This window comes from Mesorhizobium sp. NBSH29 (assembly GCF_015500055.1).
Taxonomy (GTDB): Bacteria; Pseudomonadota; Alphaproteobacteria; order Rhizobiales; family Rhizobiaceae; genus Neomesorhizobium.
On the sequence record NZ_CP045492.1, the window covers coordinates 848,604 to 874,474 of the forward strand.

25 protein-coding genes are annotated in these 25,871 nt (G+C 58.7%); 18 read left to right on the top strand and 7 right to left on the bottom strand.

Annotation, left to right across the window (positions count from 1 at the left end):
- The 3 genes from mtaB to GA830_RS04170 all read right to left on the bottom strand — a co-directional run bounded on the left by mtaB (window position 1) and on the right by GA830_RS04170 (window position 2,407).
- Window positions 1–1,284 (bottom strand): tRNA (N(6)-L-threonylcarbamoyladenosine(37)-C(2))-methylthiotransferase MtaB, encoded by a 1,284-nt coding sequence (gene mtaB, locus GA830_RS04160; RefSeq protein ID WP_195163848.1) that lies wholly within the window; start codon window positions 1,282–1,284, stop codon window positions 1–3.
- On the bottom strand, window positions 1,284–2,165 hold the full coding sequence (gene dapF / locus GA830_RS04165; RefSeq protein ID WP_195163849.1) for a diaminopimelate epimerase: 882 nt from the start codon (window positions 2,163–2,165) through the stop codon (window positions 1,284–1,286). The genes mtaB and dapF overlap by 1 nt, the downstream gene beginning before the upstream one ends.
- 80 nt (window positions 2,166–2,245) lie before the next feature.
- Window positions 2,246–2,407 carry a DUF1328 domain-containing protein gene (locus tag GA830_RS04170; RefSeq protein WP_195163850.1) on the bottom strand — a complete coding sequence of 54 codons (162 nt, stop codon included), beginning with the start codon at window positions 2,405–2,407 and terminating at the stop codon, window positions 2,246–2,248.
- Window positions 2,408–2,829: 422 nt separating this feature from the next.
- Between GA830_RS04170 and GA830_RS04175 the strand changes: the two genes are divergently transcribed.
- The 10 genes from GA830_RS04175 to lpdA all read left to right on the top strand — a co-directional run bounded on the left by GA830_RS04175 (window position 2,830) and on the right by lpdA (window position 15,143).
- On the top strand, window positions 2,830–3,372 hold the full coding sequence (locus GA830_RS04175; RefSeq protein ID WP_195163851.1) for an AprI/Inh family metalloprotease inhibitor: 543 nt from the start codon (window positions 2,830–2,832) through the stop codon (window positions 3,370–3,372).
- Between the two features lie 33 nt (window positions 3,373–3,405).
- Window positions 3,406–4,590, top strand: coding sequence for a cell division protein ZapE (gene zapE / locus GA830_RS04180; protein ID WP_195163852.1), 1,185 nt, complete (start codon window positions 3,406–3,408; stop codon window positions 4,588–4,590).
- 224 nt (window positions 4,591–4,814) lie between these two features.
- Window positions 4,815–5,783 (top strand): malate dehydrogenase, encoded by a 969-nt coding sequence (gene mdh, locus GA830_RS04185; RefSeq protein WP_195163853.1) that lies wholly within the window; start codon window positions 4,815–4,817, stop codon window positions 5,781–5,783.
- Between the two features lie 14 nt (window positions 5,784–5,797).
- Window positions 5,798–6,991 carry an ADP-forming succinate--CoA ligase subunit beta gene (gene sucC, locus GA830_RS04190; protein ID WP_195163854.1) on the top strand — a complete coding sequence of 398 codons (1,194 nt, stop codon included), beginning with the start codon at window positions 5,798–5,800 and terminating at the stop codon, window positions 6,989–6,991.
- 71 nt (window positions 6,992–7,062) lie between these two features.
- Entirely contained in the window at window positions 7,063–7,965 is a 903-nt protein-coding gene (gene sucD, locus GA830_RS04195) for a succinate--CoA ligase subunit alpha (RefSeq protein WP_195163855.1), read from the top strand.
- Between the two features lie 135 nt (window positions 7,966–8,100).
- Window positions 8,101–11,091 carry a 2-oxoglutarate dehydrogenase E1 component gene (locus GA830_RS04200; protein WP_195163856.1) on the top strand — a complete coding sequence of 997 codons (2,991 nt, stop codon included), beginning with the start codon at window positions 8,101–8,103 and terminating at the stop codon, window positions 11,089–11,091.
- Window positions 11,092–11,122: 31 nt separating this feature from the next.
- The gene (gene odhB, locus GA830_RS04205; protein ID WP_195163857.1) at window positions 11,123–12,409 is read left to right on the top strand and encodes a 2-oxoglutarate dehydrogenase complex dihydrolipoyllysine-residue succinyltransferase; all 1,287 of its coding nucleotides are present in this window, start codon (window positions 11,123–11,125) and stop codon (window positions 12,407–12,409) included.
- A 57-nt stretch (window positions 12,410–12,466) separates the two neighbouring features.
- The gene (locus GA830_RS04210) at window positions 12,467–12,958 is read left to right on the top strand and encodes a hypothetical protein (RefSeq protein ID WP_195164759.1); all 492 of its coding nucleotides are present in this window, start codon (window positions 12,467–12,469) and stop codon (window positions 12,956–12,958) included.
- A complete protein-coding gene (locus tag GA830_RS04215) occupies window positions 12,955–13,710 on the top strand; it encodes an SDR family oxidoreductase (RefSeq protein ID WP_195163858.1) in 756 nt (251 codons plus the stop codon). The genes GA830_RS04210 and GA830_RS04215 overlap by 4 nt, the downstream gene beginning before the upstream one ends.
- Window positions 13,711–13,736: 26 nt before the next feature.
- Window positions 13,737–15,143, top strand: a complete 1,407-nt coding sequence (gene lpdA, locus GA830_RS04220; RefSeq protein ID WP_195163859.1) for a dihydrolipoyl dehydrogenase — start codon at window positions 13,737–13,739, stop codon at window positions 15,141–15,143.
- Window positions 15,144–15,206: 63 nt separating this feature from the next.
- Here lpdA and GA830_RS04225 read toward each other — a convergent pair whose 3' ends face one another.
- From GA830_RS04225 to GA830_RS04235, 3 genes are all read right to left on the bottom strand, one after another.
- On the bottom strand, window positions 15,207–15,647 hold the full coding sequence (locus tag GA830_RS04225; protein ID WP_195163860.1) for a hypothetical protein: 441 nt from the start codon (window positions 15,645–15,647) through the stop codon (window positions 15,207–15,209).
- Between the two features lie 70 nt (window positions 15,648–15,717).
- Window positions 15,718–16,776, bottom strand: coding sequence for a TraB/GumN family protein (locus tag GA830_RS04230; protein ID WP_195163861.1), 1,059 nt, complete (start codon window positions 16,774–16,776; stop codon window positions 15,718–15,720).
- A gap of 62 nt (window positions 16,777–16,838) precedes the next feature.
- A complete protein-coding gene (locus GA830_RS04235; protein WP_195163862.1) occupies window positions 16,839–17,777 on the bottom strand; it encodes a tyrosine recombinase XerC in 939 nt (312 codons plus the stop codon).
- A gap of 106 nt (window positions 17,778–17,883) precedes the next feature.
- On the opposite strand from GA830_RS04235, the gene rimM reads away from it, so the two are divergent.
- Both rimM and trmD read left to right on the top strand, forming a co-directional pair.
- Window positions 17,884–18,462 (top strand): ribosome maturation factor RimM, encoded by a 579-nt coding sequence (gene rimM / locus GA830_RS04240; protein ID WP_195163863.1) that lies wholly within the window; start codon window positions 17,884–17,886, stop codon window positions 18,460–18,462.
- Window positions 18,459–19,154 (top strand): tRNA (guanosine(37)-N1)-methyltransferase TrmD, encoded by a 696-nt coding sequence (trmD, locus tag GA830_RS04245; RefSeq protein ID WP_195163864.1) that lies wholly within the window; start codon window positions 18,459–18,461, stop codon window positions 19,152–19,154. The genes rimM and trmD overlap by 4 nt, the downstream gene beginning before the upstream one ends.
- Here trmD and GA830_RS04250 read toward each other — a convergent pair.
- Window positions 19,136–19,885: a sulfite exporter TauE/SafE family protein gene (locus GA830_RS04250; RefSeq protein WP_195163865.1), complete on the bottom strand. Its 750-nt coding sequence runs from the start codon at window positions 19,883–19,885 to the stop codon at window positions 19,136–19,138. The two genes, trmD and GA830_RS04250, sit on opposite strands and share 19 nt — an antisense overlap.
- A 303-nt stretch (window positions 19,886–20,188) precedes the next feature.
- Here GA830_RS04250 and rplS point away from each other — a divergent pair, with 303 nt between their 5' ends.
- The 6 genes from rplS to leuC all read left to right on the top strand — a co-directional run bounded on the left by rplS (window position 20,189) and on the right by leuC (window position 25,860).
- Window positions 20,189–20,743 (top strand): 50S ribosomal protein L19, encoded by a 555-nt coding sequence (gene rplS, locus GA830_RS04255; protein ID WP_195163866.1) that lies wholly within the window; start codon window positions 20,189–20,191, stop codon window positions 20,741–20,743.
- Window positions 20,744–20,966: 223 nt separating this feature from the next.
- A complete protein-coding gene (locus GA830_RS04260; RefSeq protein WP_258045556.1) occupies window positions 20,967–21,812 on the top strand; it encodes a class I SAM-dependent methyltransferase in 846 nt (281 codons plus the stop codon).
- 108 nt (window positions 21,813–21,920) lie between these two features.
- Window positions 21,921–22,718, top strand: a complete 798-nt coding sequence (locus GA830_RS04265) for a transporter substrate-binding domain-containing protein (RefSeq protein ID WP_195163868.1) — start codon at window positions 21,921–21,923, stop codon at window positions 22,716–22,718.
- A gap of 59 nt (window positions 22,719–22,777) precedes the next feature.
- Window positions 22,778–23,602 (top strand): amino acid ABC transporter permease, encoded by an 825-nt coding sequence (locus tag GA830_RS04270; protein WP_195163869.1) that lies wholly within the window; start codon window positions 22,778–22,780, stop codon window positions 23,600–23,602.
- On the top strand, window positions 23,592–24,224 hold the full coding sequence (locus GA830_RS04275) for a class I SAM-dependent DNA methyltransferase (RefSeq protein WP_195163870.1): 633 nt from the start codon (window positions 23,592–23,594) through the stop codon (window positions 24,222–24,224). The genes GA830_RS04270 and GA830_RS04275 overlap by 11 nt, the downstream gene beginning before the upstream one ends.
- Before the next feature lie 226 nt (window positions 24,225–24,450).
- Window positions 24,451–25,860 carry a 3-isopropylmalate dehydratase large subunit gene (gene leuC, locus GA830_RS04280; protein WP_195163871.1) on the top strand — a complete coding sequence of 470 codons (1,410 nt, stop codon included), beginning with the start codon at window positions 24,451–24,453 and terminating at the stop codon, window positions 25,858–25,860.
- The last annotated feature ends 11 nt before the right edge of the window (window positions 25,861–25,871 follow it).

The window sequence follows — 25,871 nt, forward strand, 5'->3', positions numbered from 1 at the left end:
CTATGCGGCTTGCCGGGCAAGCGGCGACGCAAGCAGGCGCGATCCGTCATGTCCGGTGATGATCGCTGGCACGATGTCGCCTGGGTTGCCGGCCGCGATTGCCGTCAGGGCAAAGCCTTCCGTGCGTCCAAGCCCATCGCGCTCGATGAGAATATTTTGGCGGGTGCCGGCCAAGGAAGACAAATGGCGGACATAGGCCGCTTCGCCAGCTTTGCGCAGCCGCGCGGCGCGCTCCTTGATCACACTACGCGGCAGCTGCGGCATGCGTGCTGCCGGCGTTCCCTCCCGCGGCGAAAATGGGAAGACGTGCAGGTGCGTCAGGCCACATTCATCAACGATCTTCAGCGAGTTCTCGAACATCGCTTCAGTCTCGGTAGGAAATCCTGCAATAATGTCGGCCCCAAACACGACTTCGGGGCGAGACTGGCGCAATTCAGCACAAAAGCGGATGGAATCCGCCCTGCTATGTCGACGTTTCATACGTTTCAAAATCATATCGTCGCCCGACTGGAGCGACAGGTGCAGATGCGGCATCAGCCGAGGCTCGGTGGCGATTGCCTCCAGCAGATCCGGGTCGGCCTCGATGGAATCGATCGATGACAGCCTGAGCCGCAAAACATCCGGTACCTGCGCAAGAATGGTCTTCACAAGCCGTCCGAGCTTCGGAGCGCCCGGCAGGTCGGCGCCATAGCTGGTCATGTCGACTCCGGTCAGCACGATTTCGGCATAGCCATTGCCCGAAAGTCGTTTGACCTGCTCCACAACAGCTCCCATCGGCACTGAGCGTGAATTGCCGCGCCCAAACGGAATGATACAGAAAGTGCAGCGGTGGTCGCAGCCGTTTTGAACTTGCACAAACGCACGTGCTCGCCCTTCGATGGAATCGACCATATGGCCAGCGGTTTCGGTAACCGACATGATGTCGTTGACGCGCACTTTTTCGGTATCGTTGACACCGAAATCAGGCAGCGCCCGATAGGAATGCGCCTTCAGCTTTTCTTCATTTCCGAGAACGAGGTCGACCTCGCCCATGCTGGCAAAGCTTGCGGGCTCGGTCTGGGCGGCACATCCGGTGACGATGATGCGCGCGGCCGGATTGTCGCGGCGCGCCTTGCGGATCGCCTGCCTCGCCTGGCGCACGGCCTCGCCGGTGACTGCGCAGGTGTTGAAGATCACCGCGCCATCCTTGAGTCTGCCAAGACCGGCAGCTTCGGCCTCCTTGCGCATGACTTCGGACTCATAGGTGTTGAGCCTGCAGCCAAAAGTGACGATATCAACAGCCATTAGGCAACGTCCTGCCGGTCGCGGGCCCATACGCCCGTTGCAGGGTCGAATGTGCCGGAAAATTCCCATTCCGCGGGTCCAGTCATGATGACGTGATCATCGTCTCGCCACTCGATCGACAAAGGACCGCCCGGCACAGTAACGGTAACCGCTCGGTCCGCGCGTCGGGTCCGATTGGCGCTGACCGCGGCGGCGCAAGCGGCCGAACCACACGCCTTGGTGAGACCCGCCCCACGCTCCCATGTGCGCAACACAAGCACGTCGCGTCCTGTCACCTGTGCGATGGAAATATTGGCGCGCTCGGGAAAAATCGGATGGTTTTCCAAAAGCGGCCCAAAGCGTTCCAGGTCATAGTTCCAAACATCGTCATCGACCCAGAAAATCGCATGCGGATTGCCCATTGAAGCAACAGAAGGCGAATGCAGAACAGGCGCGTCGATGGGCCCGATCTGCAACTCGATCATGCGCGTATCGCGAAACTCTTCGGCAAGCGGGATCTCCTGCCAGCCGAATCGCGGCACGCCCATATCGACGGAAATCAGCCCGTCGTCACGCTCTTTTGCATTCAGAATCCCTGCAATCGTCTCAAATGTGAAGTGTGATGTGCCCGTCTCGGCAGCGAGAGCCTGCACCACGCAGCGCATTCCATTGCCGCAGGCCTGCGCCTTCGAACCGTCAGAATTGATAATCTCGATGTAATTGATGGTTCCGGCGGTACGCGGGTCGTGGATTGCCATGATCTGGTCAAAGCGGGTAGCCCCGTCGCCGTTCAGCCGAATGGCGGCACTAGGCTGAACGCGATCCGCGCGACCGCGCATGTCGGCAACGATGATCTGGTTGCCGAGGCCGTTCATCTTTGCAAAAGGTGCAGCGCCAGCCATTTGTCCCGGTTTCCGTACTTGTTGCCGCTATATGGCGGAACCGACCGGAAATTACCAGTGGATGTGCATCCGCCTGGCGATCAGGTAATCACAAAAACCCCGAAAATCATCAACAGGAACAGCACCAGAACAATACCGATGAGCACCTGCGCTCCCGTTGCAGCCGCTCCTGCGAGACGGCCAAAGCCAAGAAGACTGGCTACTGCAGCGACCACGAGCAGAATAAGAATCCATTTTATCATAGGTTGTCCCTCCATCGGCATGCGCCGTTGGGTACAACGTCCGAAGGCGAGTTCACGTTCCAAACTTTAGCACGCTGGGATATCCCGCCGTTCGCCGGCAGCAGTTGCCTGAAACGTTCCACTGTAATCCCTTGCGCATCAAGCCCCTGCTTGAGCTTCTCCCGACATGTCGGGACAGCCTTTCGGTCACTTTCCTACTCCGGTTCCAGCGCTTCAAAGGATACTAGTCTTATCTATTTCGATTTGGGCCGGTCGCAGGACATTCGAACCACACCCTGCGCGGATAAGCGCTGTTGCGCAAATGACACAAAATCGGCAAGAAACCGTATTTTAACCATACAAGGTTGAAATGGGCCCAACATGGCCAATTTTATGGCTTGAAAGTATCCGGCTGCACGCAAAGTGCGGCCACGGAGGTCGGTATGAATTTTTCGAAAACGGGTTTGATGGTCGCGGCGCTGATGTCGTTGGCTGTCGCCGGGTGTCAGAGTGAACGCATGACATCGTTAGACACGACCAGCAGCCGACCGGCGCCGCTTGCGGCAGCCCCCACTGGAAGAGTGACAGGTAGCCAGCTGCCACCTCCTGCGTCACCGCAGACGCAGGATCCTTCTCAGTTTCCGACTGCTCCCCAGCAGGTCGCTTCCGCAACGCCCGCTGTGACGGAACCGCTCGCAACCGCTCCGGATCTTTCGGCCGGCAGCGTGGCTGGCGTCTGGACCGCCTCGGTGGCGGGTCAGAGCTGCAAGGTGGCGACACCGCAAACCAAATTCGGTGCGGGTTTCCGCGCCGGGCCGCTGCATTGCCCTGCACCGATGGATGGAATCAAATCGTGGAACGTGGCCGGCAAGCAACTGACGCTGCATGATACCAATGGCAGCGTACTCGCACGGCTTTACGCTACCGGGCCAGAAAAATTCGACGGACAAACTGCAAGCGGCGTACCGATTTCGCTCAGCCGCTGATCGAACAGGTGTAACCGGCTGACCGGGTGAACGATGCATCTGCGTGAGGGCATTCAGACACATTCCACCGTCTTGCAGCGATACCGGCATCTGACCCAGACCGGCGCAGTCTCCGACGATGCTGCGCAGCGCGACGTTGCCGCGGCGCTGGACCGCGTGATCGACGAAATCTGCAACAAGCGCATTGCCCGCAAATCGAGCTCTCTCGGCTGGCTGTTTGCCAAAAGAACCGCGCTGGCGCCGGTCAAGGGGCTCTACATCCATGGCGGCGTTGGCCGCGGCAAGACCATGCTGATGGACATGTTCTTTGAGCTGGTGCCCGTTCGACGTAAGCGCCGGGTGCATTTCAACGCCTTCATGAGCGACGTCCACGACCGTATTCAAAAACAGCGCCAGGCCCGCAAGGATGGAACCACCAAAGAGGACGATCCGATCCCTCCGGTCGCCAAACTTATGGCTGACGAGGCCTGGGTTGTCTGCTTCGACGAATTTTCGGTCACCGATATAGCTGACGCAATGATCCTGTCACGGCTCTTTTCGGCTTTGTTCAGCCACGGTGTCGTGTTGGTTGCCACCTCGAACGTTGCGCCCGACGATCTCTATCGAGATGGGCTGAACCGACAACTCTTTTTGCCCTTTATCACGCTTCTGTCACGCCAGACCGAGGTGCTGACAATCAACGCCGGACGCGACTACCGCCTGGATAAGTTCAACCACGTACCGGTCTACCTGACCCCACTCGGCACCGAAACCGACCTTCAGATGAACGCGGCTTGGGATGCAATAGCGAAGGGTGTCCCAGCCGCAGCTACCGAGATCACACTCAAGGGGCGCAAGATCCAGGTGCCGATGGCGGCCGGCAAAGCGGCCCGGTTTTCATTCGCTGCGCTTTGTGAACAACCGCACGGGGCCCGCGACTTTCTCGCCATCGCTGATCGCTTTGCAACACTGATGATCGATGCCGTTCCGGTGCTCGATGAGACCCGACGCAGCGCTACCAAACGCTTTATCCTGCTGATCGATACGGTTTACGACCGTTCTATGCGCCTCATCATGAGTGCCGATGTCGTGCCTGAACTGTTGTACGAAGGTCGCAACGGAACAACGGAAGCGTTCGAATTCGACCGGACGGTGTCGCGGCTCAAGGAAATGCAGAGCAAGGACTGGCTTGATGCATGGGATACGCATCACAAGAAGATCGACCAGCCGCAGGTCTGATGCGGAATTGTGTGACGGCAACGATAAAAACTTTTACTTTTACGTAAATCCCTGATGGTCTAACCGATTGAAATCCTTGACCCAAAATTTATCGGTTGAATTTCTGCGGCTATAGCGCTAACCCAACGACGAAATTTCTGGCCAACTCCCTGTTGCATTCTGGCCTAATCGCACGCTCCCGGCGCCGTCATTGTCCGGTCACAGATAAAGGGAAACTATCTACCATGGCACGCAGCAAGATTGCTCTCATCGGCTCCGGTATGATCGGCGGTACACTCGCCCACCTGATTGGCCTCAAGGAACTTGGCGATGTCGTCATGTTCGACATCGCAGAAGGCATCCCGCAGGGCAAAGGCCTCGATATCGCGCAATCTTCGCCGGTCGAAGGCTTTGACACCCGCTACACGGGCGCCAACGACTATTCTGCCATTGAGGGTGCTGATGTCTGCATCGTCACCGCTGGCGTCCCTCGCAAGCCGGGTATGAGCCGCGACGATCTGATCGGCATCAACCTCAAGGTCATGGAGCAGGTCGGCGCCGGTCTCAAGAAATACGCGCCAAACGCTTTTGTCATCTGCATCACCAACCCCCTCGATGCGATGGTTTGGGCCCTGCAAAAGTTCTCCGGACTGCCAAAGAGCCACATTGTCGGCATGGCCGGCGTGCTCGACAGTGCGCGCTTCCGCTATTTCCTGGCGGAGGAATTCAAGGTGTCGGTAGAGGATGTCACCGCTTTTGTGCTGGGCGGCCATGGCGATTCCATGGTTCCGCTGACGCGTTATTCCACGGTCGCCGGCATTCCGCTTCCAGACCTGATCAAGATGGGCTGGACCACCAAAGAAAAGCTCGATCAGATCGTGCAGCGCACCCGTGAGGGCGGCGCCGAGATCGTGGGTCTGTTGAAGACCGGTTCGGCCTATTATGCGCCCGCTGCTTCCGCAATCCAGATGGCAGAGGCCTACCTCAAGGACAAGAAGCGTGTGCTGCCCTGCGCGGCGCATTTGTCCGGCCAGTATGGCGTCAAGAACATGTATGTCGGCGTCCCGGTTGTTATCGGTGCCGGCGGCGTCGAGCGTGTGATTGAAATCGACCTCAACAGTGCCGAACAGAAGATGTTTGACAGCTCCGTCAGCGCGGTTGCCACTCTGTGCGAGGCCTGCGTTGCCATCGCCCCCAATCTTTCGAAAAAGTAGGAAGGCCTGCCTCCATGAACATTCATGAGTATCAGGGCAAGCAGCTCCTGAAGTCTTACGGACTACCGGTCGCCGAAGGTGTCGCGATCTTCAAGCCGGAAGAGGCAGAGGCTGCCGCCAGGGCGCTTCCCGGCCCGCTTTATGTGGTCAAGAGCCAGATCCATGCCGGCGGCCGCGGCAAAGGCAAGTTCAACGGGCTAAGCGCCGACGCGAAGGGCGGCGTTCGCCTCGCAAAGACGGTCGAAGATGTCGTTTCTGATGCCAAGGAAATGCTCGGTCGCACTTTGGTAACCAAGCAGACCGGCCCGGCCGGCAAGCAGGTCAACCGCCTCTACATTGAAGATGGCGCCGACATTGACCGCGAACTCTATCTCTCCATCCTCGTGGATCGCACCGTTGGTCAACTGGCTTTCGTGGTATCGACCGAGGGCGGCATGGACATCGAAGCGGTCGCTCACGACACGCCGGAAAAAATCGTTACCCACCCGATCGACCCGGAAGCAGGCGTGACAGACGCCGACGTCGCAGCACTTAGCAAGGCCTACGGTCTCTCGGGCGCAGCCGCTGAAGACGCAAAGTCGGTATTTCCGAAGCTCTACAAGGCATTCGTCGAAACAGATATGAGCCTTTTGGAGGTTAATCCTCTGATTGTCATGACAAATGGCCATCTGCGCGTCCTCGACGCGAAGGTCTCGTTCGACGGCAACGCCATGTTCCGTCATCCCGAACTGGCCGAACTGCGCGATCTCTCCGAAGAAGACGCCAAGGAGATCGAGGCTTCCAAGTTCGACCTCGCTTATGTCGCGCTTGATGGCAACATCGGCTGCATGGTCAACGGCGCCGGTCTTGCCATGGCAACCATGGACATCATCAAGCTTTATGGCGCGGAACCTGCCAACTTCCTCGACGTAGGTGGCGGTGCGACCAAGGAAAAGGTCACCGCGGCGTTCAAGATCATAACCGCCGATCCTGCCGTCAAAGGCATTCTGGTCAATATTTTTGGCGGCATCATGCGCTGCGACATCATCGCCGAAGGCGTCATCGCAGCCGTCAAGGATGTCGGACTGGAGGTGCCGCTGGTTGTGCGCCTCGAGGGCACCAATGCGGAACTCGGCAAGAAGATCATCAATGAGAGCGGCCTGAATGTTGTGTCCGCAGACGATCTCGACGATGCCGCCCAGAAGATTGTCCGAGCGGTGAAGGGCTGATGATGCCGCATCGGAAGATAATGCTGAAAGCCAACTCACCGTTACCGATTTAAAGCGGCTTTAGGAGCTTCATGTCTATTCTCATCGACAAGAACACCAAGGTCCTGGTTCAGGGCCTGACCGGCAAGACCGGCACCTTCCACACCGAGCAGGCACTTGCCTATCACGGCACGCAGATGGTCGGCGGAATCCATCCCAAAAAAGGAGGGGAGACTTGGAGTGGATCGAAGGGCGAAAACCTGCCGATCTATTCCACCGTGGCCGAAGGCAAAGATAGGACCGGCGCAAACGCCTCGGTGATCTATGTTCCACCGGCGGGTGCCGCAGCCGCGATTATCGAAGCCATCGACGCGGAAATCCCGTTGATCGTTTGTATCACCGAAGGTATTCCGGTGATGGACATGGTCAAGGTGAAGGCAAGGCTGGACAAATCAGCATCGCGTCTGATCGGACCGAACTGCCCCGGCGTTCTCACGCCGGACGAGTGCAAGATCGGCATCATGCCCGGGAATATCTTCCGCAAGGGTTCGGTCGGCGTTGTATCGCGCTCGGGAACCCTTACCTATGAGGCCGTGTTCCAGACAACCAATGCCGGCCTTGGCCAGACCACGGCTGTCGGCATCGGCGGTGACCCGGTCAAGGGCACCGAGTTCATCGACATGCTCGAAATGTTCCTCGCCGACGACGAGACAAAATCGATCATCATGATCGGCGAAATTGGCGGTTCGGCCGAGGAGGATGCGGCACAGTTCATCCGTGATGAGGCCAAGCGCGGCCGCAAAAAGCCGATGGCGGGCTTCATAGCAGGGCGTACCGCACCGGAAGGTCGCACCATGGGCCACGCAGGCGCAGTAATTTCCGGCGGCAAGGGCGGCGCAGAAGACAAGATCGCAGCCATGGAAGCCGCCGGAATAAAAGTTTCGCCCTCGCCAGCACGTCTCGGTACGACGCTGGTTGAGGCGATCAAGGGTTGAAAAGAGAGTTGCGAGTAGAGTGTAGCGAATAGAGAAGCAGGTGCAGGCGGACCCGTCCGCGAGATGCGCTATTCGCTATTGGCTACCCACTATTGGCTCTGCAAGGAGACGGAGCGAGACGCTCCGGAAAAGACAATGGCACGGCAAGATCAGGCCAACGACCAGTTTTCCCTCACCTCATTCCTCTATGGCGGCAATGCTGACTACATCGAGGACCTCTATGCCCGCTACAAGGATAACCCGTCGTCCGTAGCGGCCGAGTGGCAAGAGTTTTTCGGCTCGCTTCAGGACGAAGCGTCTGATGTCCGCAAAAATGCGGAGGGCGCCTCCTGGACGAAGCCGCACTGGCCCCAGATCGCCAATGGCGAACTGGTTTCCGCGCTCGATGGCGATTGGGGAGCGGTCGAAAAGCACCTTGAAAAGAAGGTGAAGGAGAAGGCTTCCGCCGGTGGCTCTGCCGCGATCTCCGATGCGGATGTTCTGCGCGCCACCCGCGACTCTGTGCGTGCCATTATGATGATCCGCGCCTACCGAATGCGCGGCCATCTGCATGCCGATCTCGACCCTCTCGGCCTCGCCAAGCCGCTTGAGGATTACAATGAGCTGTCCCCTGAAGCCTATGGCTTCACGGCAGAGGACTACGACCGTCAGATCTTTATCGACAACGTGCTGGGGCTTGAATACGCCACCATCCGCGACATGCTGGAGATCTTAAAGCGCACTTATTGCTCGACGCTCGGCGTCGAGTTCATGCATATTTCTGACCCCAAGGAAAAAGCTTGGGTGCAGGAGCGCATCGAAGGGCCTGACAAGGGTTTTACATTCACCCCGAACGGCAAGCGAGCCATCCTGCAAAAACTGGTCGAGGCTGAAGGCTTCGAGCAGTTTATCGATGTAAAATACAAAGGTACCAAGCGTTTTGGTCTGGACGGAGGCGAGGCTCTCATCCCCGCACTCGAGCAGATCATCAAGCGCGGCGGGTCGATGGGCCTGAAGGAGATCGTGTTAGGCATGGCCCACCGCGGCCGTCTTAACGTGCTGAGCCAGGTGATGGCCAAACCGCACCGCGCCATCTTCCACGAATTCAAGGGCGGCTCCTACGCGCCCGACGACGTGGAGGGTTCAGGCGATGTGAAATATCATCTCGGCGCCTCCTCCGACCGCGAGTTTGATGGCAACAAGGTCCATCTGTCTCTGACAGCCAACCCCTCGCATCTCGAAATTGTCGATCCTGTCGTCATGGGCAAGGCCCGTGCCAAGCAAGACCAGATTTTCGGACGCAAGCGCGAGGAACAGGTGCCGCAGGAAGAGCGCGCCAAGGTGTTGCCGCTGCTGTTGCATGGTGATGCCGCCTTTGCGGGCCAGGGCGTCATTGCGGAGATTCTGGGACTATCGGGTCTGCGCGGCCATCGTGTTGGCGGGACGCTGCATTTCATTATCAACAACCAGATCGGATTCACCACAAACCCGCGCTTCTCGCGTTCTTCGCCCTACCCTTCCGATGTCGCCAAGATGATTGAGGCGCCGATTTTCCACGTTAATGGCGATGACCCCGAAGCAGTGGTATATGCGGCAAAAGTCGCGACTGAATTCCGCATGATCTTCCATAAGCCGGTCGTAGTGGACATGTTCTGCTACCGCCGCTTCGGCCATAACGAAGGCGACGAGCCAGCGTTCACCCAGCCGATCATGTATCGCAACATCCGCAAGCATCGCTCGACCGGGCAGATCTATGCTGAAAAGCTGATTGCCGAGGGCCTGCTAAGCACCGAAGAACATGAAAAAATGAAAGCGGACTGGCGCGCTCATCTGGAGACAGAATGGGAAGTTGGGCAGCAGTACAAGCCCAACAAGGCGGACTGGCTGGACGGCGCGTGGTCAGGACTGCGCACTGCCGATAACCAGGATGAACAGCGGCGCGGCAAGACAGCTGTTCCAGTGAAGACCCTGAAGGACATCGGCAAAAAGCTGACTGAGGTCCCCTCGGACTTCGAGGCACATAAGACAATCGGCCGCTTCCTCGCAACGCGTCGCAAGATGATCGAGACCGGCGAAGGCATAGACTGGTCAACGGGCGAAGCGCTCGCGTTCGGCTCTATCCTGAGCGAGGGCAACCCGGTTCGCCTGTCAGGCCAGGATTCCGAGCGCGGTACCTTCTCCCAGCGCCACTCGGTGCTCTACGATCAAAATGACGAGCGCCGCTATATTCCGCTCAACAATCTGTCGCCGGCCCAGGCCAATTACGAGGTCGTCAACTCGATGCTCTCTGAAGAGGCCGTGTTGGGCTTCGAATACGGTTACTCGCTGGCCGAGCCTAATGCCCTGACCTTGTGGGAAGCCCAGTTCGGTGACTTTGCCAACGGTGCGCAGGTCGTGTTTGACCAGTTCATCTCGTCGGGCGAGCGCAAATGGTTGCGCATGTCGGGCCTCGTCTGCCTGTTGCCACATGGTTATGAAGGCCAGGGGCCCGAGCATTCTTCTGCGCGGCTGGAGCGATTCCTCCAGCTTTGCGCCGAAGACAATATGCAGGTTGTCTATCCGACAACGCCGGCGAACTATTTCCACTCGCTGCGCCGTCAGCTCAAGCGTGACTTCCGCAAGCCGCTGATCCTGATGACGCCAAAATCGCTTCTGCGCCACAAACGGGCTGTGTCTACGCTGGCCGATTTTTCGGGCGAAAGCTCGTTCCATCGCCTGCTCTGGGACGACGCCCAGCTTTTGGCCGACCAGCCCATCAAGCTGGCCAAAGACTCTAAAATGCGCCGGGTCGTGCTGTGCTCGGGCAAGGTCTACTACGATCTTTATGAGGAGCGCGAGAAGCGCGGAATCGACGACATCTATCTGTTGCGCGTCGAGCAACTGTACCCCTTCCCTGCCAAAGCGCTGATCACGGAACTTTCACGGTTCCGCAACGCCGAAATGGTGTGGTGCCAAGAAGAGCCTAAAAATATGGGCGCTTGGGCGTTCATCGACCCTTACCTGGAATGGGTACTGGCTCATATAGACGCCAAACATCAACGCGTGCGGTACACCGGACGGCCAGCGGCTGCTTCGCCGGCGACCGGGCTGATGTCGAAACATCTCGCACAGCTACAAGCATTTCTCGACGACGCGCTCGGCGAATAAACCACACGACAGAAACGGACGGAAAAACCAAATGGCCACTGAAATCCGCGTTCCCACCCTCGGCGAATCGGTCAGCGAGGCAACAATCGGCAAATGGTTCAAGAAGGTCGGCGACGCCATTGTCGCCGATGAACCGTTGGTTGAGCTTGAAACCGACAAGGTGACAGTGGAAGTGCCCGCCCCAGCGGCTGGAACGCTGACTGAAATCACCGCCAAGGAAGGCGAGGCTGTTGGCCTCGACGCCCTGCTGGGGACAATTGGTGAGGGGGGAGCCAAAGCCGCCCCTGCCAAGGACAGCAAGCCGGACGCCGTGGCGCAGGCCAGCGACGAAAGCGGATCTGACACCGGCAAGGATGCTGCCGAAAAGACGTCCAAGATTGCTGGCGAACCGCCGGTGGAAGAGCGCAAGCCATCCGGCAAGACCGACATGTCGCCGGCCCCCGCCGCAGCCAAGATGCTTGAGGAGAACAAGGTGTCTGCCGATCAGGTGTCCGGCACGGGCAAGCGTGGCCAGGTGCTGAAAGGGGACGTCATCGACGCCGTCTCCAAGGGTTTTTCTTCTCCCGAGAAGCCATCGGCACCAGCAGCCGTCCGCGCGCCGTCCTCGCAAAATGATGAAGGCCGCGAAGAGCGCGTCCGGATGACCAAACTGCGCCAGACCATCGCGCGGCGTCTCAAGGAAGCGCAGTCCAATGCGGCCATGCTGACCACCTTCAATGAGGTGGACATGAAGGCCGTGATGGATCTGCGCACAAAATATAAGGACGTGTTCGAAAAGAAGCACGGCGTGAAGCTTGGCTTCATGGGTTTCTTCACCAAGGCGGTAACGCACGCGTTGAAGGAAATTCCGACCGTTAACGCCGAGATCGACGGCACCGACATCATCTACAAGAACTATGCCCATATCGGCGTGGCTGTCGGCACGGAAAAGGGCCTCGTGGTGCCCGTGGTGCGCGAGGCGGACCAGATGTCGATCGCCGAAATCGAGAAGGAAATCGGTCGCTTGGGACTTTCGGCCCGCGACGGCAAGCTGACAGTTGCCGACATGCAGGGCGGCACTTTCACGATCTCGAATGGCGGCGTCTACGGTTCGCTGATGTCGACGCCCATCCTCAACGCACCGCAATCGGGTATTCTTGGCATGCACAAGATCCAGGAGCGGCCGGTGGTTGTCGGCGGAGAGATCGTCGTTCGCCCCATGATGTATCTGGCGCTGTCTTATGATCATCGCATCGTCGACGGCAAAGAGGCTGTGACCTTCCTCGTGCGCGTCAAGGAAAGCCTGGAAGATCCCGAGCGCCTCGTGCTCGACCTTTAAACACTCGTACTGTGCGCAGTGGCCTTGTTTACTGCGTCAGGAAGGGCATGCATGACCATGCTTGCAAAAAGCGTTCTTGCCATCACAGTCGCACTGGTTGCCACGCAACCGATGCGCGCCGCGTGCAACATGGAACTCGCGGTCTACGCCGACCGTGATGGTGGTGCCGAGATCAACTTTACCCCTACGCTGGAATCGGCAACAACCACCAACACCTTCCGCATGCTTCTGGAAAAAGATGTTGTGCTCGATGGCGTCGTTCTCTGGAGTGATGAGATCGCTCGCCCGAACGGCATTTTGATGCACAAGTGCCCTGAAGGCGATGTCACCGGCGAAGAACTCGCAGCCTGCACGATTTGGCAGGGTGTTATCTACACGGCCAACGCTAAGGGCACTGTGGCACTCCTCCCGCGTGAGGGCGAGCCGGCTGCCGAGCAGCTTGTTTTTCCTGATTTGGCCTACGCGCTGCGCACATCTCCGGTCTTTGGCTTGAACGGGCTGTCAAAGCTGCCTTTTGATGTTTTTGCCTTGAGTGGGTGCCAAGAATGAGCGACCCCGGGAAAACACTTTTGGTAACCGGAGGCGGGCGCGGCATCGGAGCCGCGATCTGCAGGATCGGCGCTGCCCGCGGATATCGCGTTGCGGTCAACTATGCGGAAAACGACGCGGCAGCAAAATCGCTGGTCGAGGACATTGAGAGCGCGGGCGGCACCGCATTCGCCGTACGCGGCGATGTCGGCTCTGAACCAGATGTGCTCGCGATATTCGAGGCGATCGATCGCAAATGGGGCAGGCTGGACGCGCTCGTCAACAATGCCGGCGTGGTCGATCGCAAGGCGCGAATCGACGAAATGAGTGCGGCGCGGATTGAGCGGATGATGCGCATCAACATCGTCGGCTCTCTGCTCTGCGCCCGCGAGGCAGTCAAGCGGATGTCGACGCGACATGGTGGCCAGGGCGGTGCCATCGTCAATCTCTCCTCCATCGCTGCCACGCTGGGTGGATCGGGCGAATATGTCGACTATGCAGCCTCCAAGGGCGCTATCAACGCTTTTACGATCGGTCTTTCCAAAGAAGTGGCGACCGAGGGGATCCGGGTCAACGCGGTCAGCCCCGGAATTATCGATACCGAAATTCACGCGTCGGGCGGACAGCCCCACCGTGTCGAGGCAATGCGCGAATTTGTGCCCATGAAGCGGGCCGGCACCGCAGAAGAAATTGCCCATGCCGTATTATGGTTCCTCTCTGATGAGGCCTCATACGCAACAGGGTCTGTTATGAATGTAAGCGGCGGTCGTTGACCGCCCTGACCAAAGGATTTTCTGCAATGAGCTATGATGTAGTAGTGATCGGTACCGGGCCTGGTGGATATGTCTGCGCCATCAAGGCTTCCCAGCTCGGTCTCAAGACGGCCGTGGTCGAAAAGCTCCCGACCCATGGTGGCACCTGCGTCAATGTTGGCTGCATTCCCTCGAAGGCTCTGCTGCATGCTTCCGAAATGTTTGCCGAGGCTGGCCATTCTTTCGCCGCGCTGGGTGTCGAGGTGGGGACGCCAAAGCTCAATCTAAAACAGATGATGGCACACAAGACCCAGACGGTGGAGCAGAACACCAAAGGGCTCGATTTCCTGATGAAGAAGAACAAGATCGACGTGCTTCGCGGCGTTGGCAAGATTTTGGCCGCGGGCAAGGTTTCAGTCACCGGGGACGACGGCAAGGCGCAGGAAGTCGAGACCAAAAACATCGTGATCGCCACGGGCTCACAGGTATCAGCTATCCCGGGCGTTGAAGTTGACTTTGACGAAAAGACCATTGTCTCGTCCACCGGGGCACTCGATCTGGCCAAAGTACCCGCCACCATGATCGTGGTGGGCGGCGGCGTCATCGGACTCGAGCTTGGTTCAGTCTGGGCGCGACTCGGCACCAAGGTCACGGTCGTCGAGTATCTCGATACGATACTGGGGGGCATGGACGCCGACGTGGCAAAGCAGTTCCAGCGGCTTTTGGGCAAGCAGGGCTTTGAATTCAAGCTTGGCGCCAAGGTCACAGGCGTGGCAAAGGCAGGCAAAGGCGCAGCGGTCACGTTCGAGCCCGCAAAAGGCGGCGACGCCCAGACCCTCGATGCCGATGTCGTGCTGGTTGCAACCGGACGCAAACCCTACACGGAAGGGCTCGGCCTGGAAGAAGCCGGCGTTGAACTCGATGAACGCGGTCGCGTCAAAACCGACAAACACTGGTCGACCAATGTGAAGGGTATCTTTGCTATTGGCGATGTCATCGCCGGGCCAATGTTGGCTCACAAAGCCGAGGACGAAGGTGTTGCGGTGGCCGAAACGCTTGCCGGCCAAGCAGGTCATGTGAACTACGATGTCATTCCGGGCGTCGTCTACACCAGTCCTGAAGTGGCATCGGTCGGTAAGACCGAAGAGGAGTTGAAAAAGGCCGGCGTGGAATACAAGGCGGGCAAATTCCCATTCACCGCAAACGGTCGCGCCCGCGCCATGGCTCACACGGATGGCTTCGTAAAAATTCTGGCTGACAAGGCGAGTGATCGCGTGCTCGGTGTTCACATTGTCGGTTTTGGCGCCGGCGAGATGATCCACGAGGCCGCGGTGCTGATGGAGTTTGGTGGATCATCGGAAGATCTGGCCCGGACCTGCCATGCACACCCAACTATGTCCGAGGCGGTGAAGGAAGCTGCACTCGCAACCTTCGACAAAGCAATCCATATCTGACAACAAAAAAACGGCCCGCTAAAAGCGGGCCGTCATACTCAGATTTACGCATACTCGTCTTAATTAGTTGGCCGGTGCCGGAGCAGGCTCAGCAGGAGCAGTCGCATCAGGAGCTGGTGCAGCTGGCTCAGGAGCAGCAGGTGCGGCAGCATCAGGCGCCGGAGCTGTCGTATCAGCTGGGGCAGTCGCGGCAGGCGGTGTTGCAGGCTCGGCAGGAGCGGTAGCTGCTGGCTCGCTTGTCGTTGCGGGCGGCGTTGAGCCTTCAACTGTATTCGGATTGTTTCCAGCAAACATGAAATAAGCGATCAGCGCCAGAACGACGACGACTGCGGCTATCAAAATGCCGGTGCTTCCTCCCGACGAACTCTGCACGATCGTGCGGTTGTCAGCCCCGCGCCGGTCTGTTGCCGAAGGATAGGCAGGGTTTACCGGGTCAGCGCCGACCGGGCGATTTGGGGTGATGGAGGGATCGCGCGGATCCGTATCGCGAACTTGGTTGGCCATTACGGTATTCTCCGTTGTTTCGGTGTCAGAACAACGCGCGAAACGCGAAACGGTTTCAAATCCCCATGAGTTAACCTGCAGGGGTAACGAAATAGCCCCTTTTGCGCAGCAATTCGATGAGGCCGTCCGGTCCGGGAAGGTGCAACGCGCCAATGGCTAGGAAGGCATTGCTGCGGTCGAGTATGGGTATCGCATTGTCGACCATCACCCTATTTCGGGCGTTGACCATCGTTTCTTCGAACAGCTTGAAGCCTTCGACATCCGCATCGGGCACCGTCGCTTTCATAAACGGCCAGAAGGTCCCGGTCGCCCCTTTGGTGTAGAGAACGACCATCGTTTCGGTCACGTCGTCCATCCGGTCACCCAGCTTCAGCGAGTCAATCAGGCCCTTGACGTGAAGCTCCATGGGAAGCGACGCCATTGCCTGCAACTGGCTGAGTGCTGTCTCCAGTCCCTCGATCGTCTTGCCTTGCGCTTGCGCATCTGTCGCCAGCTTCTTGTCCAGCACAGGTGAACCGCCCGCCTGTCGATCGAGTTCACAAGCTGACAACGCCAGCATGGCCGAAAGCATCCAGGGCTTCATCTTGCTCACGCTTGCCAGCGGGATACCGCGCGCATCGAGCGCGCGTTCAACCACCGCAACCTCCGACGCCGGCAGCAGCGATCTCAATGTGGTGCCGTCCGTAAACATGGTGAGTTCCGGGTGCTGCAAAAGCACCGAATTCAATTTCGAGGCGTCGAGTGCGTCAGTGCTCTCAACGACGAGAATTGCGGCACCGTCAAAAGCCGCCTGGGTTGCGGAAGAAACGTCGGTGACGCGCGGATCGCTGACATGCATCGTGCCGAAAAGGTACGAAACGGCTCCATTCTTCTCAATCTTCCACAGCAGCCCCTGCCCATTCAATGTGTCCCGAGCCTCATTTCGAATGCGAGCCAGGGCCTCGGGGTCCGTTTTCTCCATCTGCGCAATCATGTCGGTGCCACGGCAGGCGGACACTTCTGCGCGGGCGGGCGCGATCACCACAAAAAGCGTAATGAGAAACAGTGCGAGAAAGATCAGGTTGAGCGCGCAAAGCAGCCCCATCGAAACGACGCTGGCGCGATCTGCTCTGTCAGGAAGGTTTTTCATAACGGCACTCTAAAGCCTTACATACGGCAAATTCACTAATGCCCCCCACGAAGCCACCTGCGTCAAGCGCGCGGATGCGCAGTCTGGTAGATTTCCAACAGCCTTGCGGTATCGACGCCTGTATAAATCTGGGTCGTCGAAAGGCTGGTATGGCCAAGCAGTTCCTGGATGGTGCGCAGATCGCCGCCCCGCCCGAGAAGGTGCGTGGCAAAGGAATGACGCAACGCGTGCGGTGTAGCCGTCTCCGGCAGATTGAGCGCCGAGCGCATTTTTTTCATGGCGCGCTGGATGATCGCCGGCTGAAGTGCCCCACCCCGTGCTCCGCGAAACAAGATTGCGCCAGCTTCGATATGAAACGGGCACAAACGGCGGTATTCTGCGACAGCATCGAGGGCAACCGGCAGCACCGGGACAAGCCTTGTCTTGCCGCCTTTGCCTGTAATCCGCAACACCGTGTCGCGCGCGCTGCCAAGGTCCGCTCCGGTCAGACCAAGCGCCTCGGAAATGCGCAACCCGGACCCGTAAAGCAGAGTGAGAACGGCAGCATCGCGTGCGGCGATCCACGGTTCTTCCGCCAATTGCTCTCCACTCGACACCACGCGTCTGGCATCCATCGCATTCAGCGGCTTGGGCAGTGATTTTGGCTGCTTGGGCGCTCGAAGCGCAATTGCACCTGCTGCATTGGCGAGCCCGCGCCGCTCCAGGAAACGCAACAGCGAGCGGATGACCGCAAGACCCCGGCCAAGGGTACGTGCGCCAGCACCGTTGGTACGACGATAGGCCAGATAGGCTCTCAGATCCGCCGTGCGCAGGTCGCTGATGTCGGCAAGCCCCGGCGCCCCGCCGCAATGGCCGGTGAGAAACTGAAAGAACTGCCGCGTGTCACGCTCATAGGCGTCAAGTGTCAGCGCTGCGAGCCGCCGCTCGCTTCCCAGCATTTTCAGCCATGCGGCGCGCGCATCCAACAAATCTTGCCGGGCGGGGATCAGGAATTCCTGCATTGTTCGTCCATCATCACACTCGACCAGCATGCTGACTGATCGAAGTTAGCACGGCGTGAAGACCACGCCGATTGAATTGCGCGGGCCGCCGATCTAGAGACGGGCGATGGAACAGAAAAACAATAAGCTGCAAAATCCGGTACAGATGGCCATCATCGGTGCTGCCCACGGCATCAAGGGCGAGTTGCGGGTGAAAGCGTTCACCGCCGACCCACTGGCGCTGGGTGATTACGGCCCGCTTTATACTCGGGACGGTCGCGCCTTCGAGATCGCGGCGATCCGGCCACAAAAAGATGTCGTTGTCGTACGCTTCAAGAATGTTAGCGACCGCAACCTCGCAGAAACGCTGACCGGCACCGAGCTTTTCATCGATCGGTCGTCCTTGCCTGAGGCCGAGGACGAAGAAGAGTTTTACCACGCCGACCTGGTAGGCCTCGAAGTTCGCGACGATTTGGGTGGAATCATCGGCAAGGTCCAATCCGTGCAGAATTTTGGTGGTGGCGACATTCTTGAGGTCGCCGTTGCGCGCGGACCAACACTGATGATCCCATTCACCCGGGCGGCAATTCCTGAAGTCGCGATCAACGCGGGATACCTGCGCGTTGAACCGGCTGCGGCGGGACTGCTGGACAGCCCAGACGATGACGACATGCCTGAGAACCAGGAAGAGGAGGGGCGGGTTTGAGCTTTCGAGCCACTGTCCTGACGCTCTATCCGGAAATGTTTCCCGGCACGCTGGGCATCTCGTTGGCAGGAAAAGCGCTGGAGGCGGGCTTATGGTCGCTTGAAGCAACACAGATCCGCGACTTCGCCACGGACCGCCACCGCACGGTTGATGACACCCCTGCTGGCGGTGGCGCTGGCATGGTGATGCGCGCTGACATTTTGGCCCGTGCGATCGACGCTGCTTCACCCCAAAATGATACCCGGCCTCGCATCCTGATGAGCCCGCGCGGCAAACCGCTGACCCAACGGCGGGTGCGCGACCTCGCAGCAGGCCCGGGCGCTGTGGTCTTGTGTGGTCGATTTGAGGGTGTCGACCAGAGAGTGATCGATGCGCGCCAGCTCGAGGAAATCTCGGTCGGCGACTATATTCTCTCGGGTGGCGAAGTGGCAGCACATGTTCTGCTCGATGCCGTTGTCAGGCTGTTGCCGGGCGTCATGGGCAATGAGGCTTCCGGCACCGAGGAAAGTTTCGAGGGCGGGCTTCTCGAACACCCGCACTATACAAGGCCGCAGGAGTTTGAGGGTCTTGCGATCCCCGAGGTCCTGACTTCAGGCAACCACGCCAAAATCGCCGCCTGGCGACGCGCAGAGGCTGAACGGACAACGACCGAGCGGCGCCCTGATCTGCTTGGTCAGGCCGTCCAGAAGTAATAAATGGCCAGAAAAATACCGGTAGCGATCACGAAGATTCGCACCGCGATCTGCGGCACGCGCTTGGCGATCCAGACGCCGGCATAACCACCCATCGCGCCGCCGGGGATCATGATCATGGCCGGCAGCCAGGCGACAACCCCACCGCCAACAAAGATCACGATGGCAATAGCCGCGATCACCGTGGCAAGAAGGTTTTTCAGCGCATTGAGGCGATGATAGTCACCCGCTTGGGTCAGCCCGAGACTCGCCAGCATCATCACGCCCATTCCGGCACCGAAAAAACCGCCATAAATCGAAGTCACGAACTGCGCGATGGTCCCCGTTGCAGAACTGACCGGCTCGCCACCCTCGCGCGGCTTTGGCTTGAGCCATGGGCCCGCAGCAAAGAGTGTGGTTGCGCCAAGAAGCAGCCAGGGAACCATGACCCGGAATGACGGATTATCGAGCGCCAGCAGGATCAACGATCCGATCACGGCACCCACTGCCGAGATCGCAGCTAGCCACAGCGCACTGCGCCAGAAAGTCTTGATATCCGACCAATAGGCGAGGGTCGAGGTGACATAGCCGGGAAACTGCGTCACCGACGAGGTCGCATTGGCCGAAATAGGCGGGATGCCAATCAGCGACATTGCGCCGAAGGTGAGAAACGTTCCACCGCCGGCCACCGCGTTGACCGCACTTGACAAAAAACCGGCAGAAAAGAGAAGCACGACTTCAAATGGCGACATGGGTATCCCGGCGTTTGCAACACAGCTTGCTCTGGCTTAGAAAGCGCCGTACCGCGTGGCAAGGTCGCCTGGAGAAGCAAGGCTGACTTTTGGCTGGTCCACGTGGTGAGAAAAATGCTCCCGGATGCGTGACAAGCACGCGGGAAGCGTGTATGTGCGCGCCCTAACCGGAAGATCAATCGACCGGACCCGTCAATAAGTACGGTGAATTCGCCCCTGCCACATCAAGGCATAGTCAAGCGGTCATGAACTGCAAGGCAAGCGCGGGCGCTCTGGCTGTCGAGAAGCAAGAAGGACTGTGCCATGGATATCATCCGTGAACTCGAGGCCGAACAGGCCGCCAAGATTGAAGCCAAGCGCAAGCTGCCGGAATTCCAGCCAGGCGATACGGTTCGCGTCTTGGTGCGCGTCACCGAAGGCACGCGTACCCGCGTCCAGGCCTATGAGGGCGTTGTGATCGCCCGCGCCGGTGCCGGCTTCCAGGAAAACTTTACCGTTCGCAAAATCTCCTACGGCGAAGGCGTGGAACGTGTTTTCCCGGTCTACTCGCCCATGGTCGAGGGCGTCGAGATCGTCCGCCGCGGCAAGGTACGTCGCGCCAAACTCTATTACCTGCGTGATCGTCGCGGCAAATCGGCCCGTATTTCGGAAAACACCGGCGTACGTGCGCGTAAGCTGAATGATGCCGAGCGCGATGCGCTGCATGCCGAAAAGGCCCGCATCGAAGCTGAAAAGATCGCTGCAGCCGAAGCACTGGCTGCCGAGAAGGCCGCGCAGGAAGCTGCCGAAGCAAAGGCGGCTGCAGAAGCTGCGGCCGAGGCCGAAAAGACTGCTGCCGAGACCGAGAAGGCCGAATAGCCTTTTTTACCATTTTGAACTTCGAAAAGGCGGCTTCGGCCGCCTTTTTTCGTTTTGGCGGATGGTCCAGCTCTTCCCTTGCGTTAACCCAAAATTAAACTAGTCGCGCTGCGCCATTGACGCGCAAAGCTCTCGCACGGCAATGTGCCGTTAAGCATCTGTTTACTATGTTGGCAGATGCCAGGCGAAATGCGGGGGCATATCTGTGGAAAACTATCTAGCGGTGAACCGTCTCAATTGGGACGACCGTGCCGAAATTCATGCGACCGACAAGACCGGAAGCTACCAGATCGAGAAGGTCTTGGCTGGCGGGTCGAACCTTTTCGAACTTGAAACGCGCGAGCTGGGCGACATCACAGGCAAGGACATAATCCACCTGCAATGCCATATCGGGCTGGATACGATCAGCTTGAAGAACATGGGTGCCGCCAGTGTTACGGGTTTAGACTTCTCCCATGCTGCAATCACCGCCGGGCGCGATTTTGCTGCCAAAGCCGGCGTTGACGTGCGCTTTGTCGAGGCCTCGCTATTTGACGCCACCGAAGCGCTCGAGGCCCAAACCTATGACATCGTCTATGTCACCTGGGGCTCGGTGAACTGGTTGGACGACGTTTTTCGTTGGGCGCGCGTGGTGGCCTCGCTTCTTAAGCCCGGCGGACGGCTTTACATGGCCGAGGGCCACCCTCTGCTGTTCCAGTGCAACCGCAAGAGCGACCAGCTGGAAGTCGAGCATGACTGGCGAACACCGGTGACGCGGCCGATCACTTGGGACGAAAAGCGCACCTACACTGGCGACACGCGGCCCATCGCCCATTCGCGCTATTATGAATGGATCCATCCAATCAGCGATGTCGTCAACGCGCTGATAAAGGCCGGCCTGGCGCTCGATTTTCTCAACGAGCACGATACGGTTTCCTGGCAGCATTTCCCCTTTGCTGTGAAGGCCGGAAAGGACATGTTCGCATTGCCCGATGGAACGCCCAAAATACCACTGGCCTATTCGATCGGCGCCACCAAGCGCACTGTGCGCGAATGGCGGCTGACCGGAAGCCCGGCTCAAGGCAATTAAGACCGCGACTTTTCGTCGTGAAGAAGGGCCGCGCGCTTGCATGCGCGGTCCCAGCATCTAAAAGTCTATCTTTGTCCCGGACCTTCCGGCGGCGTGTAGGAGCGTGTGATGTTTCGTATCAAATGGATGCTGGCGAGCCTGCTGGCGCTTGCAACTCTGCCTTTCGCCGCACAAGCACAGACTGTACCCGACCTTGGCGGCAAAGAGATCGTTGTCGTCACTGAAAACGCCTATTTCCCTCTACAGTTTGTTGACCCCGCCAGCGGCAAGCCGGTGGGCTGGGAATATGACGCGATGGAAGCGCTCTCGGCCAAGCTCAATTTCACGATAAAATACCAGAATACATCCTGGGACGCGATGATCCAGGCTGTCTCAGACAAGCAGTACGATATGGGTATGACGGGCATCACCATAAAGGACGACCGCAAGGAAAAGGTCGATTTCTCCGACCCCTACATGCGCTCAGAAATCTTCATGCTGATGCGCGCCGATGAGGCTCGCTTCACCGACCCCAAAAGTTTTGGTGCCGATGAGAAGCTGCTTGTCGGCGCGCAAGCTGGCACGTCTCCCTTCTATGTCGCCGTATATGAAGTGCTGGATGGTAACGAGCAGAACCCGCGGATCAAACTGTTCGAGACCTTTGCCGCATCGGTGGCCGCACTACAAAGTGGCGATGTCGATCTCGTTCTGACCGACAGCGCCGGCGGCAAGGCGCTTGTCGCGCAGTCGGATGGCAAGCTGAAACTTCACGGCGAAGCTCTGCAGAGCGAGGACTTTGGCTTCATCTTTCCAAAGGGCTCCGATCTTGTGGCCAAAATCAACGCGGGCATTGCCGCGCTCAAGGCGGACGGTACCTTCGCCGCGATTACCCAAAAGTGGTTCGTAGACTACAAGCCCGCAAAGTGATCGACCGTTGCGCATTTGCCAGCCTGCTCGGGCTGGCGCTTTCTTCCTGTTTCTAGCGGATGGCACCCTCGCCGCATCCTGCACAAGGCGACTTCCCCTGGTGGCTTCTCGCCGCCGGGGTTTTCGCGCTCGGCTCCGCCGCCGCCATCGGAGCCAGCGGGCTTTATTCGCAAATTCTGTCAATCATCGCCAAGGGCATCGGCGTCACCATCTTCGTCACGCTGGTAGGCTATACACTAGCCTCGCTCCTTGGCCTGATGGTCGCGCTGATGGGCCTCTCCGGTTCGGTCTGGCTGCGGCAGGTGGCGCGCTTTTACGTCGAAATTGTACGCGGCATTCCAATCATTGTTCTGTTGTTCTGGATCGCTTTTGTCGGCGCACCGGCCTTTGTCATGGCCTGGAACTGGATCACGCAACCCATCCAGGCACTGGGCCTTCTCGACCCCATGCAGGTGCGCGATTTCTCCCTGTTATGGCGGGCCATCATCGCGCTCACCATCGCCTATTCCTCTTTTATTGCCGAGATTTTTCGCGCGGGTATCCAGTCTGTCGACATCGGCCAGGTTGAGGCCGCGAAGGCTCTCGGACTTTCGCGCTACCGGCGCTTTCGCCACATCATCTGGCCGCAGGCTTTTCGCACCATCTTGCCGCCCTATGGCAATGACTTCATCGCCATGATCAAGGATTCCTCGCTGGTGTCCGTTCTGGGCGTTGCAGATATAACGCAGATGGGAAAAGTCTATGCGGCCGGGTCGTTCCGCTTCTTCGAGACCTATTCCATTGTAGCCTACGCCTATCTGATCCTGACCGTCGGGCTCTCGCTCGGGCTAAGAGGACTTGAGCGCAAACTTGGAAAGGGAAGCCAGGCAAACTATGGCCGATAAACCACTTGATCAGGTCTACGCTGCCAACAATTCGGCAGAACTTCAAAACGCCTATCAGGCCTGGTCGAGCGATTATGACCGCGAGACTGCCGCCGATGGTTATTGCTTGCCCTTCATCATCGCCGCATGGGTGGCACGCTACGTTCCGGCAGACTCCGGCCCCTTGCTGGATGCCGGTTGCGGCACCGGCCTCACTGGTCCTTACCTCAGGGCACTGGGCTACTCCGACATCGAGGGTCTGGATTTCTCGCCAGACATGTTGCGCGTTGCGCAACGACGCGACGCCTACGCATCTTTGGTGGAGGCGGAACTCGGCAAGAAACTGCCGTGGCGGGACGGTCATTTTCGAGCTGTCTACTCCACCGGTGTCTTCACAGAAGGCCACGCCCCTGCTTCTAGCCTGGACGAGCTAGCCCGCATCACCCGGATCGGCGGACACGTCATTGTCACGGTTCGCTGCTCGATCTTGGACAGCGGCGGGTTTGGGCGGGAGTTTGCCAGATTGGCGCAGGATGGAACATGGCGAATGATCGAGCAAAGCCCACCATTCCGAGCTTTCGCGGTAGGCGAACCGGACGTGCTCGTATCCGCCTTCGTGTACGAGATCTCCCACGCATCGTGAATGCCTGCCGGGACAGCGATTGCCGCTCCTGCAAAAGCTTGATATGCAGGCTCCCATGGAAGAGCTGTTTGGCGATCCGGCCTATAAGGGCTTTGTGCTGCAGGACAAAAAGCGCCTGCCCGCGCGGTTCTTTGCGCGTGTCTGCGGCGCTCTGACCTGCAGGCTCGGCTGAGCGGCACTTTGCCGCGACCCCGAAGCCCCTTAATTCAGCCACGGAACCGTGAACATGAGCGCACCGCGCACCCTCTACGACAAGATCTTCGACGACCATCTGGTAGATCGCCAGGATGACGGCACCTGCCTTCTCTATATTGATCGCCACCTCGTTCACGAGGTGACGAGTCCGCAGGCCTTCGAAGGACTGCGCTTGACTGGCAGAAGAGTGCGCCATCCCGAGCGTACTTTGGCTGTAGTCGATCACAATGTTCCGACCTCACCCGACCGTAAATTCGGCATCAAGAACGAAGAAAGCCGCATCCAGGTTGAGGCGTTGGCGAAAAATGCCGCCGACTTCGGCGTGGAATACTATTCTGAAAACGATATCCGCCAGGGCATCGTCCACATTATCGGCCCGGAGCAGGGATTTACATTGCCCGGTATGACGATTGTCTGTGGAGACAGCCATACGTCTACCCATGGCGCTTTTGGCGCGCTTGCCCATGGTATCGGTACTTCGGAAGTGGAGCACGTGCTCGCCACGCAAACGCTGATCCAGCGTAAGGCCAAAAACATGCTGGTGCGCGTCGATGGCGTTTTGCCTCGCGGCGTCACCGCCAAAGACATCATTCTCGCTATCATCGGTGAAATTGGTACTGCAGGCGGCACCGGCTATGTCATCGAATATGCTGGCGAGGCTATCCGTGCGCTGTCGATGGAAGGCCGGATGACGATCTGCAACATGTCGATTGAAGGCGGCGCACGCGCTGGATTGATTGCGCCTGATGAAACCACATTTGCCTATGTGCAAGACAAGCCGCGTGCTCCCAAAGGTGCAGCTTGGGACATGGCGCTCGACTACTGGAAGACGCTGAAGACCGATGACGGCGCCCATTTTGACAAAGTGGTGGTGCTCGACGCCGCCAATCTGCCGCCTATCGTCTCCTGGGGTTCCTCGCCCGAGGACGTTGTCTCCGTGCAGGGCATCGTGCCCGATCCGGCAACGATCGAGGACGAGAACAAGCGCACCTCAAAGCAGCGGGCGCTGGAATACATGGGCCTGACTGCCGGCACGAAAATCACCGACATCGCAATCGACCGAGTTTTCATTGGCTCTTGCACCAATGGCCGCATCGAAGACCTGCGCGCCGCCGCAAAGGTTATCGAGGGCAGAACGGTTAACCCGAACGTCAGCGCGATGATTGTGCCGGGTTCCGGGCTGGTCAAGGAGCAGGCGGAAGCCGAGGGGCTGGACAAGATTTTCATCGCTGCCGGTTTCGATTGGCGCGAGCCAGGTTGCTCCATGTGCCTTGCCATGAATGATGATCGGTTGAAACCGCAGGAACGCTGCGCCTCAACCTCGAACCGAAACTTCGAAGGTCGTCAAGGCTACAAGGGCCGCACCCATTTGGTGTCGCCTGCCATGGCGGCAGCGGCCGCGATTGCCGGCCATTTCGTTGATATCCGCGACTGGCGCTAAGAACTATCTAG

What these genes read in the sequence shown, in the direction of transcription:
- mtaB (WP_195163848.1), bottom strand. Translation starts at nt 1,284, where the DNA reads ATGGCTGTTGATATCGTCACTTTTGGCTGCAGGCTCAACACCTATGAG.
- dapF (WP_195163849.1), bottom strand. Translation starts at nt 2,165, where the DNA reads ATGGCTGGCGCTGCACCTTTTGCAAAGATGAACGGCCTCGGCAACCAG.
- GA830_RS04170 (WP_195163850.1), bottom strand. Translation starts at nt 2,407, where the DNA reads ATGATAAAATGGATTCTTATTCTGCTCGTGGTCGCTGCAGTAGCCAGT.
- GA830_RS04175 (WP_195163851.1), top strand. Translation starts at nt 2,830, where the DNA reads ATGAATTTTTCGAAAACGGGTTTGATGGTCGCGGCGCTGATGTCGTTG.
- zapE (WP_195163852.1), top strand. Translation starts at nt 3,406, where the DNA reads ATGCATCTGCGTGAGGGCATTCAGACACATTCCACCGTCTTGCAGCGA.
- mdh (WP_195163853.1), top strand. Translation starts at nt 4,815, where the DNA reads ATGGCACGCAGCAAGATTGCTCTCATCGGCTCCGGTATGATCGGCGGT.
- sucC (WP_195163854.1), top strand. Translation starts at nt 5,798, where the DNA reads ATGAACATTCATGAGTATCAGGGCAAGCAGCTCCTGAAGTCTTACGGA.
- sucD (WP_195163855.1), top strand. Translation starts at nt 7,063, where the DNA reads ATGTCTATTCTCATCGACAAGAACACCAAGGTCCTGGTTCAGGGCCTG.
- GA830_RS04200 (WP_195163856.1), top strand. Translation starts at nt 8,101, where the DNA reads ATGGCACGGCAAGATCAGGCCAACGACCAGTTTTCCCTCACCTCATTC.
- odhB (WP_195163857.1), top strand. Translation starts at nt 11,123, where the DNA reads ATGGCCACTGAAATCCGCGTTCCCACCCTCGGCGAATCGGTCAGCGAG.
- GA830_RS04210 (WP_195164759.1), top strand. Translation starts at nt 12,467, where the DNA reads ATGCTTGCAAAAAGCGTTCTTGCCATCACAGTCGCACTGGTTGCCACG.
- GA830_RS04215 (WP_195163858.1), top strand. Translation starts at nt 12,955, where the DNA reads ATGAGCGACCCCGGGAAAACACTTTTGGTAACCGGAGGCGGGCGCGGC.
- lpdA (WP_195163859.1), top strand. Translation starts at nt 13,737, where the DNA reads ATGAGCTATGATGTAGTAGTGATCGGTACCGGGCCTGGTGGATATGTC.
- GA830_RS04225 (WP_195163860.1), bottom strand. Translation starts at nt 15,647, where the DNA reads ATGGCCAACCAAGTTCGCGATACGGATCCGCGCGATCCCTCCATCACC.
- GA830_RS04230 (WP_195163861.1), bottom strand. Translation starts at nt 16,776, where the DNA reads ATGAAAAACCTTCCTGACAGAGCAGATCGCGCCAGCGTCGTTTCGATG.
- GA830_RS04235 (WP_195163862.1), bottom strand. Translation starts at nt 17,777, where the DNA reads ATGCAGGAATTCCTGATCCCCGCCCGGCAAGATTTGTTGGATGCGCGC.
- rimM (WP_195163863.1), top strand. Translation starts at nt 17,884, where the DNA reads ATGGAACAGAAAAACAATAAGCTGCAAAATCCGGTACAGATGGCCATC.
- GA830_RS04250 (WP_195163865.1), bottom strand. Translation starts at nt 19,885, where the DNA reads ATGTCGCCATTTGAAGTCGTGCTTCTCTTTTCTGCCGGTTTTTTGTCA.
- rplS (WP_195163866.1), top strand. Translation starts at nt 20,189, where the DNA reads ATGGATATCATCCGTGAACTCGAGGCCGAACAGGCCGCCAAGATTGAA.
- GA830_RS04265 (WP_195163868.1), top strand. Translation starts at nt 21,921, where the DNA reads ATGTTTCGTATCAAATGGATGCTGGCGAGCCTGCTGGCGCTTGCAACT.
- GA830_RS04270 (WP_195163869.1), top strand. Translation starts at nt 22,778, where the DNA reads ATGGCACCCTCGCCGCATCCTGCACAAGGCGACTTCCCCTGGTGGCTT.
- GA830_RS04275 (WP_195163870.1), top strand. Translation starts at nt 23,592, where the DNA reads ATGGCCGATAAACCACTTGATCAGGTCTACGCTGCCAACAATTCGGCA.
- leuC (WP_195163871.1), top strand. Translation starts at nt 24,451, where the DNA reads ATGAGCGCACCGCGCACCCTCTACGACAAGATCTTCGACGACCATCTG.